This window comes from Labrys sp. HAY1-8F (genome assembly GCF_056754975.1).
Genome location: NZ_JBPGWZ010000002.1, coordinates 796502 through 810082, shown reverse-complemented (window position 1 = coordinate 810082; position 13581 = coordinate 796502). Strand labels below are relative to the sequence as shown.

The 13581-nt window shown below is 63.3% G+C and carries 15 protein-coding genes; 8 read left to right on the top strand and 7 right to left on the bottom strand.

Translation table 11 applies throughout. From position 1 onward, the window contains the following. Together map and ACR9ZN_RS12740 are read right to left on the bottom strand one after the other, a co-directional pair. Nucleotides 1-831, bottom strand: a complete 831-nt coding sequence (gene map / locus ACR9ZN_RS12745) for a type I methionyl aminopeptidase (RefSeq protein ID WP_434956816.1) — start codon at nucleotides 829-831, stop codon at nucleotides 1-3. A 109-nt stretch (nucleotides 832-940) separates the two neighbouring features. Beyond that, complete coding sequence (locus ACR9ZN_RS12740; RefSeq protein WP_481272385.1) at nucleotides 941-1600, bottom strand: TetR/AcrR family transcriptional regulator; 660 nt, start codon at nucleotides 1598-1600, stop codon at nucleotides 941-943. A 78-nt stretch (nucleotides 1601-1678) separates the two neighbouring features. Between ACR9ZN_RS12740 and ACR9ZN_RS12735 the strand changes: the two genes are divergently transcribed. Together ACR9ZN_RS12735 and ACR9ZN_RS12730 are read left to right on the top strand one after the other, a co-directional pair. After that, on the top strand, nucleotides 1679-2527 hold the full coding sequence (locus ACR9ZN_RS12735) for an NAD(P)H-binding protein (RefSeq protein ID WP_481272384.1): 849 nt from the start codon (nucleotides 1679-1681) through the stop codon (nucleotides 2525-2527). Then, complete coding sequence (locus ACR9ZN_RS12730) at nucleotides 2520-3014, top strand: anthrone oxygenase family protein (RefSeq protein WP_481272383.1); 495 nt, start codon at nucleotides 2520-2522, stop codon at nucleotides 3012-3014. Before ACR9ZN_RS12735 ends, ACR9ZN_RS12730 begins: the two co-directional genes overlap by 8 nt. Nucleotides 3015-3068: 54 nt before the next feature. Here ACR9ZN_RS12730 and ACR9ZN_RS12725 read toward each other — a convergent pair whose 3' ends face one another. Beyond that, nucleotides 3069-3689 (bottom strand): 2OG-Fe(II) oxygenase family protein, encoded by a 621-nt coding sequence (locus ACR9ZN_RS12725; RefSeq protein WP_454814221.1) that lies wholly within the window; start codon nucleotides 3687-3689, stop codon nucleotides 3069-3071. A 358-nt stretch (nucleotides 3690-4047) separates the two neighbouring features. Between ACR9ZN_RS12725 and ACR9ZN_RS12720 the strand changes: the two genes are divergently transcribed. From ACR9ZN_RS12720 to gpt, 3 genes are all read left to right on the top strand, one after another. Then, the gene (locus ACR9ZN_RS12720; RefSeq protein ID WP_434956811.1) at nucleotides 4048-5178 is read left to right on the top strand and encodes an Mrp/NBP35 family ATP-binding protein; all 1131 of its coding nucleotides are present in this window, start codon (nucleotides 4048-4050) and stop codon (nucleotides 5176-5178) included. A 53-nt stretch (nucleotides 5179-5231) separates the two neighbouring features. Further along, nucleotides 5232-6002 carry a competence/damage-inducible protein A gene (locus tag ACR9ZN_RS12715; protein ID WP_434956810.1) on the top strand — a complete coding sequence of 257 codons (771 nt, stop codon included), beginning with the start codon at nucleotides 5232-5234 and terminating at the stop codon, nucleotides 6000-6002. Nucleotides 6003-6227: 225 nt separating this feature from the next. After that, on the top strand, nucleotides 6228-6728 hold the full coding sequence (gene gpt, locus ACR9ZN_RS12710; RefSeq protein ID WP_481272382.1) for a xanthine phosphoribosyltransferase: 501 nt from the start codon (nucleotides 6228-6230) through the stop codon (nucleotides 6726-6728). 46 nt (nucleotides 6729-6774) lie between these two features. Here gpt and ACR9ZN_RS12705 read toward each other — a convergent pair whose 3' ends face one another. Next, nucleotides 6775-8583 (bottom strand): glycosyltransferase family 2 protein, encoded by a 1809-nt coding sequence (locus ACR9ZN_RS12705; protein ID WP_481272381.1) that lies wholly within the window; start codon nucleotides 8581-8583, stop codon nucleotides 6775-6777. Nucleotides 8584-8929: 346 nt separating this feature from the next. On the opposite strand from ACR9ZN_RS12705, the gene ACR9ZN_RS12700 reads away from it, so the two are divergent. After that, nucleotides 8930-9127, top strand: coding sequence for a hypothetical protein (locus ACR9ZN_RS12700; protein WP_434956807.1), 198 nt, complete (start codon nucleotides 8930-8932; stop codon nucleotides 9125-9127). 21 nt (nucleotides 9128-9148) lie between these two features. Here the strand turns inward: ACR9ZN_RS12700 and ACR9ZN_RS12695 are convergent, their stop codons facing one another. Together ACR9ZN_RS12695 and pdxA are read right to left on the bottom strand one after the other, a co-directional pair. Further along, entirely contained in the window at nucleotides 9149-10156 is a 1008-nt protein-coding gene (locus tag ACR9ZN_RS12695) for a cupin domain-containing protein (protein ID WP_481272380.1), read from the bottom strand. 88 nt (nucleotides 10157-10244) lie between these two features. Continuing rightward, complete coding sequence (pdxA, locus tag ACR9ZN_RS12690) at nucleotides 10245-11234, bottom strand: 4-hydroxythreonine-4-phosphate dehydrogenase PdxA (RefSeq protein ID WP_481274352.1); 990 nt, start codon at nucleotides 11232-11234, stop codon at nucleotides 10245-10247. 167 nt (nucleotides 11235-11401) lie between these two features. On the opposite strand from pdxA, the gene ACR9ZN_RS12685 reads away from it, so the two are divergent. Then, nucleotides 11402-12280 (top strand): LysR family transcriptional regulator, encoded by an 879-nt coding sequence (locus ACR9ZN_RS12685; protein ID WP_434956804.1) that lies wholly within the window; start codon nucleotides 11402-11404, stop codon nucleotides 12278-12280. Between the two features lie 74 nt (nucleotides 12281-12354). Here the strand turns inward: ACR9ZN_RS12685 and ACR9ZN_RS12680 are convergent, their stop codons facing one another. Continuing rightward, on the bottom strand, nucleotides 12355-12771 hold the full coding sequence (locus ACR9ZN_RS12680) for a DUF3597 domain-containing protein (RefSeq protein WP_481272379.1): 417 nt from the start codon (nucleotides 12769-12771) through the stop codon (nucleotides 12355-12357). Between the two features lie 393 nt (nucleotides 12772-13164). Between ACR9ZN_RS12680 and ACR9ZN_RS12675 the strand changes: the two genes are divergently transcribed. Next, on the top strand, nucleotides 13165-13500 hold the full coding sequence (locus tag ACR9ZN_RS12675) for a hypothetical protein (protein WP_481272378.1): 336 nt from the start codon (nucleotides 13165-13167) through the stop codon (nucleotides 13498-13500). The last annotated feature ends 81 nt before the right edge of the window (nucleotides 13501-13581 follow it).

Here is a 13581-nt window from a genome sequence, read left to right as displayed (position 1 = left end):
TCAGGCAGCCTTGGCGTAGGGCGGCTGATTCAACTCACCGGGGGAGAGAGTGAAGATCTCGACGCCGGTCTCGGTGACGCCGATGCTGTGCTCGAACTGGGCCGAGAGCGAGCGGTCACGCGTCACCGCGGTCCAGCCGTCATTGAGCACCTTCACATCCGGGCGGCCGAGATTGATCATCGGCTCCACCGTGAAGAACATGCCGGGCTTGAGCACTACGCCTTCGCCGCGCCGGCCGTAGTGGAGGATGTTGGGCTCGTCGTGGAACAGGCGGCCGAGACCGTGGCCGCAGAAATCGCGCACCACCGAGCAGCGCTCGGCTTCGGCATAGCTCTGGATGGCGTAGCCGATATCGCCGGTTGTCGCGCCCGGCTTGATGACGTTGATGCCGCGCATCATCGCTTCATAGGTGACTTCCATCAGCCGCTCGGCGCGGCGGGCGATGTCGCCGGCCGTATACATGCGGCTGGAGTCACCATGCCAGCCATCGAGCACCACGGTGTAGTCGATGTTCAGGATGACGCCATCCTGCAGCGGCTTGTCGTCTGGAATGCCGTGGCAGACCACGTGGTTGAGCGAAATACAGCTCGACTTGCGATAGCCGCGATAGAACAAGGTGGCCGGATAGGCCTTGTTGTCCATCGCGAATTCGAACAACATCCGGTCGAGCTGATTGGTGGTGACGCCGGGCTTCACCGCGTCCACCATCAGGTCCAGCCCCTGCGCCGCAAGCCTGCCCGCCGCGCGCATGCCGGCAAAGGCCTCCGGGCCATGGATCTTGATCTGGCCGTTCTTGCGCTGGGGAGACAGTTCTGCGTCGATGAAGCTCATGAAACTACCTGATTAAACGTGTGCGATTCTTATGCCATCTGGGGATGCGGGCAGGAAAGAAAATTCTGAATACCGCATGGCTGCCTTGTGATCTGCCCGGAACCGGGACTTATTCCCGCAGCGGCGTGAGGATCTCGCGCAGTGTCATCCGGCGGAAGGCGGCGACGAGGGCAGCGCCTTCTTCTTCGTCCACCGAGACTGCCAGGCGCATCGTCGCCTCGCCGAGCTGCCAGATCAGGAAAGCCGTGGCGGCATAGCTCGCGCCATCCGGTGCGCCATGGGCTCTGGCCATGGCGTCGGCCAGCATGCCGCCGCAGATGCGGCTTTCGGCGAGTTCCAGGGCCGCGAGCTGTTTGTCGGCCTGCGTGCCCGACCAGATGTCGCGCATCACCGGCTCGGCCCGGTAAATGTCGTAGTAGATGTCGATCAGCGAGCCATAGGCCGTTTCCAGCTCCGCCACCGATTGCACTTGTGCCAGGGCATCCTCGATGCAGCGACGGCTCTCGGCGCTGCAGCGCTCGGCGAGGCTGCGGATGATGGCGCTCTTGTCGGGGAAATATTGGTAGAGCGAGCCGATGGAGATGCCGGCCTGCTCGGCAACCTCGCCCATCTTCAACTGGTCGCTGCCGCGTGCCCCGATCATCGCCGTCGCCACCGCCAGAATCCTGTCCATGCGCTCGCGGCTGCGCTGCTGGACCGGCGCGCGCCGGGGAATCGGCGCGGTGGTCGGTTGGTCGAGAGAGCCGGTCAGAGATCTTTTTGCGGGCATGGCTTGACAATAAAAATATGAGGATTTATCACATTCTCAAATATGAGAATTACTCATGTTTATCAGCGGGAGGTCGAAATGGCAAATGAACATTGGTCCAGAGGTAAGGTTCTGGTGTTGGGGGGCACGGGCAAGACGGGGCGCCGAGTCATCGAAGGCTTGGAAAAGGCGGGACGGGCCCTGCGCCTCGGCTCGCGCAAGGCGCAGCCGGCTTTCGATTGGGAAAGGCCGGAAGGCTGGGCCGCCGCCCTTGACGGTATCGCCGCGGTCTATGTCGCCTACCAGCCGGACCTGGCCTTGCCCGGCGCGGTGGCGGCGGTGAGCCGGTTCTTCGCCGAGGCCAAAGCCGCCGGCGTCGGCAAGATCGTGCTGCTGTCCGGGCGGGGCGAGCCGGAAGCCCAGGAAGCGGAAGAGGCACTGCAGGCCACGGATCTGGATTGGACGATCCTGCGTTGCAGCTGGTTCTTCCAGAATTTCAGCGAAAGTTTCTTCCTCGATGCCATCCAGGCCGGGGAGGTTGTCTTGCCCGATACGCTTGCGCCCGAGCCCTTCGTGGATGCAGACGACATCGCTGAAATCGCCGTAGCGGCCTTCGCCGATGCAAGGAATTCTCGCCAGCTCTACGAGATCACCGGTTCCGAAGCCCTGACCTTCGAGCAGGCCGTTGCAGCGATCGCCGAGGCAGCCGGACGCCGCATCGATTATGTGCCGGTGTCCCAGCAGGCTTACAGGGCCGGCCTGGTCGAGCAGGGCCTGCCGCCTGAGGTCATCGAACTCGTCACCTATCTGTTCGCTACCGTGCTCGATGGCCGCAACGAACCGATTGCCGATGGGGTCGAGCGCGCACTAAGCCGCCCGCCGCGCCGCTTTGCCGACTACGTCGCCCGCACCGCGGCCACCGGCATCTGGGGAGGAAACCATGCTTGAGCGCACCCTTTACGTCACCACCTTCATGGCTGCCATCGGCAGCGGTCTGGTGGCGGGCATTTTCTTCGCCTTCTCCAATTTCGTCATGCCGGCCCTCGGGCGTGTCGCCCCGGCGAGCGGCATCGCGGCGATGCAGGCGATCAATGTCACCGTGATCAATCCCGGCTTCATGCTGGCCTTCATGGGCACGGCCGTGCTTTGCCTCGGTCTTGCCCTGGGCTCCTGGTTCTGGCTGGGGGAGTGGAGCGGCAAGCTGCTGCTCGCCGCCAGCCTGGTCTATCTCGTCGGCTGCGTCGGTGTGACCATGGCCTTGAACGTACCGCTTAACGACGCGCTGGCTGCAGCTCTGCCCGAGACGGCGCAGGCAAGTGAACTTTGGCAGCGCTTTTTGGTGGATTGGACGTTCTGGAACAGTGTCAGGACGGCGGCTTCCGCAATGGCCATGATGCTCTTCACACTGGTCCTGATCAGCCGCAGCGCCAGCTGATATTTGGCGTGAATCTGCCCTTGGGGCGTAGCAGTCCGCCAGGGCAGGCTGTTGTCAACGTCCGAATATGCCTTTGAAGAACTGCGCCGCGCTGTTGCGCTTCTTCTTGCGCTCGAGTTCGCTGGCATCCTTCAGCCAGGTAATCTGGACAACGCGCCGCTCGCCGGCGAAAGGCTTGTGGCCGTGCCAGGAATTGGCGGCCCGGCGAAAACCGAAGCATGAGCCCATGACGGGTGATATTTCCGCCGTCATGTCGTCGAAGTCATCAGGCCCGTTCAGCACGCGCAGGCAACCACCATCTTCATCCCAGTCGTCGTTCATGTAGACGAGGAACGTGGCGAGCTTGCTTTCGCTGTCGGTGTGAATGCGGCCATCCTTCAGCTGCGAGAGCCGGCGGATCGTCGTCAGCCGGGGCAGGGGATCGAGATCGAGGCCGAGCTTGTCGGATAGGGACCGGGCCATCGCGCTGCTTGCGAGTTCCTCGACCAGATCCCGGAAGCTGCCCCGCAGCGCCATGTCGGCGACGGTCAGAAAGCCGGGTTTGTCGATGGTTGGAAAATCCTGCCGCAGCGACGAGATCTTGTCTTTCCGGAGAAAACCCTCGCCGATGATGTGGCGGTAGGGCTTGTCATGGATTTCAGCATTGCGGATGACATCGAGGTCGATGACAGGCATCGCCGGTCACTCCTGGAATGCATGCGCCAGCTGGCAAAGCTTGCATGGCGCTGCCCGAGCGTCCCCCGACCCTGAACGGATATGACAGGCTTTAATGTCTCGCTGCCTCGTGTCGTGGTCAAGGTGCTTTTGGTTTATAGGCGCTCCTATAAAGCTTGCTGCCTGCCACGTTCGTGACGGGGCTTGCGTTCGTGCCCTTGCTGCAATCTGTCCGATAGGAGAATCGTGCCGGCGCGCCCTATTATTCTGCGATCCAAGGCCAGCGGTGGTTGAATGCCGCGGCCGTGCTCCCCAATTTTGAGGGAATCTTCCGGGGCGGCTATGCCGCCACCTTCCCTTGCTTCGTGAGGATCCTTCCTTGTCCCTGACGCCAGCCGATGTCATTCGCGCCCTCGAACTCGTCAAGCTGCCGGCAAGCGGCCAATCGCTGCCCTCGACCGGCCGGCTGACTGAAATCCGCGTCGACGGCTCGAAAGTGATGTTTGCCATCGCCATCGATGCGACCGAGGCGCGGGCGATGGAGCCGGTGCGAGCGGCGGCGGAAAATGCGGTACGCGGCCTACCGGGCGTCACCAATGTGCTGGTCGGGCTGACGGCCGAACGGCCGGCCGGTGCCGCGCGCCAAGAGCCGCCTGGCCCGCGGGCGCAGGCCGCGGCCCACAACGCGCCGCAGCAGCGGGCCCCAGTTCTGCCCGGCGTGAAGCGCGTCATTGCCGTCGCTTCCGGCAAGGGCGGTGTCGGCAAGTCGACGACCGCCTGCAATCTGGCCATCGCCCTGGCCGCGCAGGGGCTGAGCGTCGGGTTGCTCGATGCCGATATATTTGGACCGTCGGTTCCAAAACTCCTCGGCTTGACCGACAAGCCCGAACAGAATGCCGACAAGAAGATCATTCCGCTCGAGGCCTATGGCGTGAAGGCGATGTCGATCGGCTTCCTGGTCGACCAGGAGACCGCGATGATCTGGCGCGGCGCTATGGTGCAGTCGGCGCTCACGACGCTTCTGCGTGATGTCCTCTGGGGCGAACTCGACGTCATGGTGGTCGACATGCCGCCGGGCACCGGCGATGCGCAGCTCACCATGGCGCAGAACACGCCGCTGGCTGGCGCTGTGATCGTCTCGACGCCCCAGGATCTGGCCCTGATAGACGCCCGCCGCGGCGTCGGCATGTTCCAGAAGGTGAATGTCCCGATCCTCGGCATCATCGAGAACATGTCCACCTTCTCCTGCCCCAATTGCGGCCATGTCAGCCATCTCTTCGGTCATGGCGGAGCGCGGCGTGAGGCCGAGAAACTCGGCGTGCCCTTCCTCGGCGAATTGCCTTTGTCCATGGAAGTGCGCGAGCGCTCGGATGCCGGCAGACCGGTGACCGCCACTTTGCCGGACAGCCTGGAAGCCGGCATCTATCGCCGCATCGCGGCGCAGGTTTGGGCTGGTCTGTCGGGGGAAGGTGTTGATCAACGCCTTCAGCCGCGTATTGTCATCGAGTGACGGTCGGCCACCTTCCGCCGACACTCGACAGCGACATCATTCGGAAATGCCCTATGGAAACGCTCTCTGCAAATCCCGAGCAAGTCGCTCCGGTATCCGTGACGGCCGCCATCCTCGTCGTCGGTGATGAGATTTTGTCGGGCCGGACCAAGGACAAGAATATCGGCTACATCTCCGAATTCCTCACCGGAGCCGGCGTGGACGTGAAAGAGGTGCGTGTCGTTCCCGACGAGGAGGACCGCATCGTCGAGGCCGTCAACGCCCTGCGCGCGCGCTATGACTATGTGCTGTCGACGGGCGGCATCGGGCCGACACATGACGATATCACCGCCGATTCCGTCGCCAAGGCCTTCGACGTCGGCATCGAGATCGACCAGCGCGCCGTCGAAGTGATGACCCGGCATTATGGCGGCGCCGTGAACCTGACACCGGCCCGCCTGCGCATGGCGCGCATTCCCGCTGGGGCCGAACTCGTCGACAATCCGGTCTCCGCTGCGCCGGGCTTCATGCTGGGCAATGTCATCGTGATGGCGGGCGTGCCCAACATCATGCAGCGCATGCTCGACAATGCCATTTTGAAGATGCGCACGGGAGCCGTCACGCTATCGGACAGCGTTTCGCCGGGGCCGGGGATCGGCGAGGGCGCCGTCGCCGAGCCACTCGCGGCGATCGCGCAGGCCCATCCCGAGGTCTCGATCGGCTCCTATCCCTCCTTCGGCCCGGCCGGCTTTCAGACCCAGCTGGTGATCCGAGGCAAGGACGCGGCCAAGGTCGCCGCTGCCAAGGCCGACATCGAGGCGATGGTCGCCACCATCAAACGCTGAGGACGGGGCGCCTTCATCGGTCGCAAAATGGCGTGGAAGGGCTAATTCGGGGCTTGATCCATTCGATTTCGCCGCTATGAAGAGCGACCCGCGAACCAGCAGACTATGGCTCATGGGATCCTTGATCCCATGAGCCATAGTCTGCTGGACTTTTAACATTTGCAAAATTCACCAGCTTCATCCACCCGTGGATGAAGCTGGTGAATTTCTGCTAGGGACCGGATCATGAACTCGCCCAAGCTGGACAAGGCCTTCCCCGTATCCTGGGATCAGTTCCACCGCGATGCGCGTGCGCTTGCCTGGCGATTGTCCGGCAGCGGCCCCTTCAATGCGATCGTCTGTATCACGCGAGGCGGCCTCGTTCCGGCAGCGATCATTTCGCGCGAGCTTGGCATCCGCCTGATCGAGACCGTCTGCATTGCCAGCTATCACGACTACAAGACCCAGAGCGGCCTGCAGGTACTCAAGGATGTAGACGAGAAGCTGGCCGCCAATGGCGGCGAAGGCATCCTGGTGGTCGATGATCTCGTCGACACCGGCTCGACCGCCAAGGTGGTGCGCGACCGCCTGCCTAAGGCGCATTTCGCCACCGTCTATGCCAAGCCGCTCGGCCGCCCGCTGGTCGATACCTTTGTCACCGAGGTGAGCCAGGATACCTGGATCTATTTCCCGTGGGACATGGGCCTGGCCTTCCAGCCGCCGATCGCCCAGGGCTCCGAGGGGTGATATCGGCAGGCACTGAAAGCGCGGTATTGAAACCAACTCTACGTCGTTAGCCCGGCTGCGCGAGGCGCAGCCGTTCCACTTCCTCCCAACAGGTCCGGATGATCGGCTCGGCGCTCGGGCCGACATGCTCGCGGAAATGAGCCAGCATCCCGTCCATCGGCAAGCCAAGCTCGTCGAAGCCGATCATGTAGTTGCGGATGCGGTCGTGCCAACTGATCGTATAGGGTGCGCCCGTCGGGCGGTCGAAGCGATGGATCCAGCGCAGGAAGGGCAGGCACAGGGTGCGCCCGCCCGCTTGGCGGAATTTCTCGTGGATATAGCCTTCCTCGCCGCCAAAACCACGGAAAAGCTTGTTGTAACCCGGCCAGGCTGCGCGGCGGCAAGCATAGAGGCCCAGGCCTTGCATCGGAATGTCAAAGGGCGGCGCCTCGGGATCCCTGCCTGCGGGATCGAGCGCCCAGGTGCCATACATGCCGCCGGACCATTCCCCCGTCCAATGGGTGGAAAGGGTGACGAGGTCGTCGCTGACGAGCGGCCCCTGCAACAGGTCGTTACTGCCGGGATGCTCCTCGAAATAGCGCAGGAGCCTAGCCAATGCCCCCTGCACCAGCAGGACGTGGCAGTCCAGGCAGACGACATGCTCGCCGGCGGCTTCCTGCATCACGAAATCGCGCACGGCGGTGCCGATGCTCTCCGCCACCGGAATGTAGCGAAACCCGCCTGACCCCTTGGCAAGACGGCGAAGGGCATCGCCGCAGATCCCGTTCGGATTGTTGTCGACCACCAGGAATTCGAGGTCGTCGGCGATCTCGGGATGATAGAGCCGCAGGGCCTGCAGCGTGAAATAGACCCCGTCATAATCGTCGAACGTCGCCATGCCGATGCTCAGGCGCTTGCGCGGTCTGGCGATGGCCGGTTTGGAGAAGAACCAGTCGCCGGCCGGGCGTACCGTCACTGCCGCTGCGGTGTCCAGTTGCTGGCGCGCCTCGATCCTGTGCTGATGGGCCGTGTTCGCTACCGGCAGGTCGGCATCGAACCTGCGGCGCAGGAAGCTGTCGAGCCAGTCGCCAGGCTGGCCGAAGCGCGCTTTGACGACCGGGATCTGCCGGGCGAAGTCGGTGAGCTTGGCCTCGATCGCGGCCGACATCTGCTGGTCCGGATGCTGGGAGAGTTCGAGAAAGAAGCGCCGCCTGTCTAAGGAAACCGTCTGCAGGTCGGGTTCGGCGCCCTCATGGCGCTGCGGCACCAGGACGAGGGCGCAGGGCCATTCGGCCGCGTGGTCCTCGGCCAGCGCCTCTGGCTTGATCACGGCGCCTGCCTGGGTGAGCGAGGCGTAGGCATCGATGAAGGCCGGAGAGGACAGGATGCGGGCCGACACCTGCGCATGGGGCGCGAGGGCGAGCGCGCCCGGCCTGACGAATGTCTCCGCGTCCCCGAGGCAGACGAGATCGTCGGCGAGGAACTGGAAGCCTCTTTCGACCAGCCAGGCGGCAAGACTGGTCTTGCCGCAGCCGGGAGGCCCGGCAATCAGCACGACCTTGCCGTCATAAGCCACCGCTGCAGCGCGCAGAACCGGCGGGATGGAGGCCGTCGCCACCACGCGGCCGATCTCGTCGAGCAGGGGATGCAGGGCATCCGGCCAGAACAGCTCTCTCCAGACCAGGGTGCCGTCACGATAGAGCTCGAACCGGCTCGAATCCTGGCGGTACAGGCGCAACGTCGCAGATGGGGGTTCCGGTTGGCTATCACCGGCGACATGCCAGAAATAGGGCCAGATCGCTTCGTCCAGATCTTCAGGATAGATTAACGTGAGGTCGATGCCGCAAAGCGTGATCGAGAGAGTGGTTTCGCTCATCCCTTGTCCCGTTTCGTCTTCCTTATCAGTGCCGACCGCCGAGGCAATGACGATCTTTCCACAAGGATGCAGAGCACGAGCGGGCGAAGCCTTGCAAGGTCTGGGCCGGGGCGGCCGAGCTTTTCAATGGGTCGGGACACAAGGGAGGCCACAGCTTGATCGGACTGCCGCTCTGCCGCGTGCCGCTGTTCCCGAGTGGAGCGAGAGCCGTATCGGCGCCTGCCTCCCTCGCTTTCGAGCCAGGGTGACCATGGACCTTGAAATAAGAACAATTCAAGAACAAATTGCTGGCCATCGCCGGGCTTCCCGGTTAATTTCCGGCGGATTCGAAGGATGGGAGGCAAGGATGGCGATCGATCCGAAAATACTCTTCGCGGACGAGGTCGTGCCGGCGACAGCCGAGGAAGCGGCGGCCCTGGACGGCATCATCCGCGATTGCGACGGCGATCCCTACAAGGCGGCGCTGACCTTGTATCGCCTGTTCACCCTGCAATCCGCGATCGTGGAGGCGAGGGGACGGCCGGCGGAGGGGAGCGGGGATTGAACGTCGCCATCGGGCGGGGCTTCAGGCCCGGCTGCGTGGCGGCTCGATCAGCACGATCTGGCATTCCGCGGTCAGCGCTTCCGGGCAATGTTCGACCCCGTGCGGCACGATGATGAAATCGCCTTCCTCGACGACCTCGTCGCGGTCTCGGAAGCGCATGAGCAGTCGGCCCTTGTGCACCAGCAGGAAGGCATCCTCTCTGGCATTGAAATGCCAGCCGGATTCGGCCTCGACCTTGGCGAGCTTGACCTCGATGTCGTTGATCCGCCCGGCAATCCTGGGTGAAGCGGCGTCCGCAAAGGCGCCGAAGGCGGATGTCAGGCTCTGCTTGTGATAGGGGGACAAATGGTTGTTGATCTCGGCCACGTCCCGCATGATGGCGGCAAGCTGGCTTGCCACATCCTTGCCGTCGGCCAGATAGCGGCCGTCGAGCGCGGCGGTTCCGATGGTGAAGCCCATGCCGCCCGCCTCCTTCACCGCTGCGATCTGCCTAGGCGTCTCGATGGATCCGGCCATGTAGATGGGCTTGGAAACCGCGGCGCATACGGCCTTCATCAGCGTAGCCACGTCTTCCTTCGAACGATAGGCAAGCAGATCGAGGCCGTGCACGCCTTCATGGGCCGCGAGCTTGCGGGCACTGTCGACGATTTCCTCGATGCTGCCTTCGAGCACGCTGGGATGGCCGCTGATGCGGCCGGGGAAGGGGCAATAGCGGATGGACGTGCCCCTGACGATCGCCGACACCTCCTCGACATGCGTGCCGCCAAGCAGGATATCGACGCCGATCTCGACGGCCGCCCGCGCGGAGGCCAGTTCGCTGTCGCGATCGAGCGAGACCACTTCGAGATAGGAGGTCGCGCCTCCCGCCCGGATCGCCCGGCTGAGATCCTTGAGCCGCTCGATCGGCAGGCCGATATCCTTGAAGCCGATATGGCGGATCCCGAGCTTCAGCGCCGTTTGGAGATGCGTGGCGGCATCTTCGACCGTCTGGTCGTTGCGGGTGAGCATGAAGATGAAGCGAAGACCCATCAGGAGACCCTCTCGATAGTGTTTTCAAGAAAAGTTGATAGACTTTTTGATTAAGAAAACGCGTCAAGACAACGCGTTATATTAAAGTTCAATTTGCTGAAAACACATCTTGCCCTCGTTCAGTATCGGCTTTGGCCGCGATGAGGCGCCGGGCATAGGCAATGGCGGTCATCAGGCTCGCGGGATCCGCAATGCCCTGTCCGGCGATATCGAACGCCGTGCCATGATCGGGGCTGGTGCGGATGAAAGGCAAGCCGAGCGTGATGTTCACGCCCCTGTCCAGCCCGAGATATTTGATCGGAATGAGGCCCTGGTCGTGATATTGGGCGACCACGACGTCGAACCGGCCTTGCCGGGCCTGAAGAAACACGGTGTCGCCGGGCCAGGGACCGCTGGCGTCGATACCCTCGCGGCGCGCCGCTGCGATGGCCGGCGCGATGATCTCGATTTCCTCGGTGCCGAACAGGCCGCCTTCACCGGCATGCGGGTTGAGGCCGGCAACGGCGATGCGCGGCACCGGGATGCCGAGCGCCCGTCCGCCTTCATGCGCAAAGCGGATCGCCGCCATCTGGGCCGCGAAATCGGCCTGTTCGATCGCTAGGCGCAATGCGGTGTGAATGGTGACGAGAACTGTCCGGATTTCGTCATTGGCCAGCATCATCGCCACCCGCGTGGCTCCGCCATGGGCGGCGAGGATCTCGGTGTGGCCTGGGTAGGACAGGCCCGCGGCCGCCATCGCTTCCTTGTTGATCGGAGCCGTGACGATGCCTTTGACCGTGCCCGCCTTGGCGGCATCAATGGCCGTCAGCAGCGCATCGAAGGCTGCCTTGCCGCAGGCCGGGCTGATCCGGCCGAGGGGCGGCGGCTCGCGAATATCGCAGGCGTCGACGACATCGATGACGCCGGCGCGAAAGTGAGCCTCCTCCGGCCCGGCAATCTTATGAACCTGCAGCGTCAGGCCGAGGCGGGCCACGACGTCGGCCATCACGCGCGCGCTGCCATAGACGACGGAGGGCCCGCAGCCTGCGGTAAACGCCTTGGCGATGATCTCCGGTCCGATGCCGGCGGCATCGCCCATGGTGATGGCGAGCGGCGAGGGGGCCGCAGCGGGGACGGTGCCGGACTGCTCTCTTCCGGGAAGGCTCGCGATTTCAGAAGGAACGGTTTGCATGGCCTGATTATCGAGGAAATGGAGCCCAAAAAAAGCGATAGTTTCTATCCAAAATCGGTGATACCAGATCACCAATGGACCGCTCCGACATTCCCTCGCTGGACGATTTGCGCGCCTTCGAGGCCACGGCGCGGCTGGGTTCGGTACGCCTTGCCGCCGACACCCTGGCATTGACGCATGGTGCGGTCAGCCGGCGCATCGCCAAGCTCTCGGAGGATCTGGGTCTCCGGCTGTTCGAGAAGAGCGGGCGTGGCCTCAAGCTGACGACGGCCGGCGAGACGCTGTTCCTGACTGTGAACCGCTTCTTCGGCGAATTGCGCACCACCGTCCAAGGCCTGCGCGCCGCTGCGACGCGGGACGATGCCCTGGTGCTGTCCTGCGAGCCGTCGGTGGCGATGCGCTGGCTCATCCCGCGCCTGGGCGGCTTCCAGGCAGCCCATCCCGCGATCGCCCTGCATCTTTCGGTTGGCGGCGGCCCGATCGATTTCGCGCGCGAGCGGATCGATCTCGCCATCCGCCGCCTCGACTTTGCCATGCCAGAAACCTGGCAGGTCAAGCGCCTGTTCGCCGAAAAGGTCGGACCGGTGATGGTGCCTGATCTCCTCGCCGATTTCGAGGAGGGCGCCTATATCGGCCTTGGCTCGAGGACGCGCCCCGACGCCTGGTCGACATGGCTGGCGCGCCACGCCCACCGGCCGCAACCGAGGGAAATCCGCTTCTACGATCACCATTTCCTGATGATGGAAGCGGCTTCGGCGGGGCTGGGCGTCGCCCTCAGCCCGCTGGTGCTGGCTACCGATGACATCAAGCGAAGCCGCCTCCGAGCGCCCGCTGGCTTCTGGGCCGACGGCACGCATTACGGGCTGGTCTGGCCGGGCGAACGCGAACCGAATGCGAAGGCCCAGCAACTGATGGACTGGCTCGTGGCGGGATGCGCTTCCTCGTTTGGGTAGCGTTGATTGCCCGGGAAACGATGCTATGGCGGGGGGCTTTCGCGAAAAGCGAGCACGGCCCCCCTGCGAGTCAGTCAGCTTTGTAGATCGGCGGGCACTTTGCCACCATTGGCCGCCAGTTTTGCGATGACGGCCTTATGTAACCAGAGGTTCATCGTGGCGGAATCCGCTGTGTCGCCCGTATAGCCCAGCTCATGAGCCAACTCTTTGCGAGCTACCAGACTGCTATCCAGCTTTAGGGCTTTGAGGAGGTCCACAATCGAGTGCTTCCAATCAAGATTCTGCCCACTGGCTTTGGCCGCTTGGTCGAGAACCGCACCAACGTCCACGGCGCTCGAGGGAGGTGTCGAACTGGATGGGTTAGCGGCCGGGGCGGATGCGGCGCCGGATGACGGCGCCGGGGCAGCCGGCGTACCAGCGGGAGCCTGGGGTGCCTCTGCCGCCTTTGCACGACCGAAGATGGCGTTGCTGATTGAATTGAAGATGCCCATGTTTCTTTCTCCGTTGGAAGTGACCGTCGGGCTTCGCCCACAATGCCCTGATTATTTAGTCAGGCCTTCAGTTGGATGGTCCTTGAACCGTCACACCCTTATCCCCGATGCTTATCTCGACGGAGTTCTTGTGCTTCTCGTGATAAATATAGGCACCTGCCCCGGCCATAACTACAACGGCAACGACAAGGGTAATGGCGGCATTACGAGACATTCGCTGAGGCGCCCGAGGGGTTTATTTGCAACCATCAACGCGCGGGTGCAGTCATTGGTTCCTGCACGGACTGTCCTTTGGGAAGGGGCGCGGAACCCAGCTGCTACACAAAGAGTTGTCACATACAGCTGGGGAGCCGGCTGCCTTATTTTTATCTTGTGACTCAAGGGGAAGACCCGATGGCGAATTCGCCCTCCGCAGATGACCTTCGGAAGGAACTCGAAAAGCAGATTGCTGACCTGAAAAAGGAGATAGGTGGACTCAGCAAGTCCCTATCCCAGCTTGGGTCTGACGCATATGAGAGCACCAAGACGGCGGCCGATGGCCTTTTAGACCAGGCAAAAGGCAAGGCTCGCGGTGCTGCGCGTCAAGCTCGCGGCCAGGCTGAACTGGTCAGCGACACGATGAAGGAGAACCCGGGCGCGTTCACAGCCGTCCTGTCCTCGGCCGGCTTTGTCGGTTTCCTTCTCGGGGCGCTGGCAGTCGGGGCCCTGCTGAATAGCTCGCGGCGTTAAGTCTCCTGGAGCCAGAGCCCGCCAGACTTCACTGGCGGGCTTTAGTTTGGGCCGGCTTGAGCAGTACATCGGAGAAGAGGA

Bases quoted from the DNA above. Each gene is read 5' to 3' on its own strand.
- map (WP_434956816.1), bottom strand. From the start codon at position 831: ATGAGCTTCATCGACGCAGAACTGTCTCCCCAGCGCAAGAACGGCCAG.
- ACR9ZN_RS12740 (WP_481272385.1), bottom strand. From the start codon at position 1,600: ATGCCCGCAAAAAGATCTCTGACCGGCTCTCTCGACCAACCGACCACC.
- ACR9ZN_RS12735 (WP_481272384.1), top strand. From the start codon at position 1,679: ATGGCAAATGAACATTGGTCCAGAGGTAAGGTTCTGGTGTTGGGGGGC.
- ACR9ZN_RS12730 (WP_481272383.1), top strand. From the start codon at position 2,520: ATGCTTGAGCGCACCCTTTACGTCACCACCTTCATGGCTGCCATCGGC.
- ACR9ZN_RS12725 (WP_454814221.1), bottom strand. From the start codon at position 3,689: ATGCCTGTCATCGACCTCGATGTCATCCGCAATGCTGAAATCCATGAC.
- ACR9ZN_RS12715 (WP_434956810.1), top strand. From the start codon at position 5,232: ATGGAAACGCTCTCTGCAAATCCCGAGCAAGTCGCTCCGGTATCCGTG.
- gpt (WP_481272382.1), top strand. From the start codon at position 6,228: ATGAACTCGCCCAAGCTGGACAAGGCCTTCCCCGTATCCTGGGATCAG.
- ACR9ZN_RS12705 (WP_481272381.1), bottom strand. From the start codon at position 8,583: ATGAGCGAAACCACTCTCTCGATCACGCTTTGCGGCATCGACCTCACG.
- ACR9ZN_RS12700 (WP_434956807.1), top strand. From the start codon at position 8,930: ATGGCGATCGATCCGAAAATACTCTTCGCGGACGAGGTCGTGCCGGCG.
- ACR9ZN_RS12695 (WP_481272380.1), bottom strand. From the start codon at position 10,156: ATGGGTCTTCGCTTCATCTTCATGCTCACCCGCAACGACCAGACGGTC.
- pdxA (WP_481274352.1), bottom strand. From the start codon at position 11,234: ATGGGCGATGCCGCCGGCATCGGACCGGAGATCATCGCCAAGGCGTTT.
- ACR9ZN_RS12685 (WP_434956804.1), top strand. From the start codon at position 11,402: ATGGACCGCTCCGACATTCCCTCGCTGGACGATTTGCGCGCCTTCGAG.
- ACR9ZN_RS12680 (WP_481272379.1), bottom strand. From the start codon at position 12,771: ATGGGCATCTTCAATTCAATCAGCAACGCCATCTTCGGTCGTGCAAAG.
- ACR9ZN_RS12675 (WP_481272378.1), top strand. From the start codon at position 13,165: ATGGCGAATTCGCCCTCCGCAGATGACCTTCGGAAGGAACTCGAAAAG.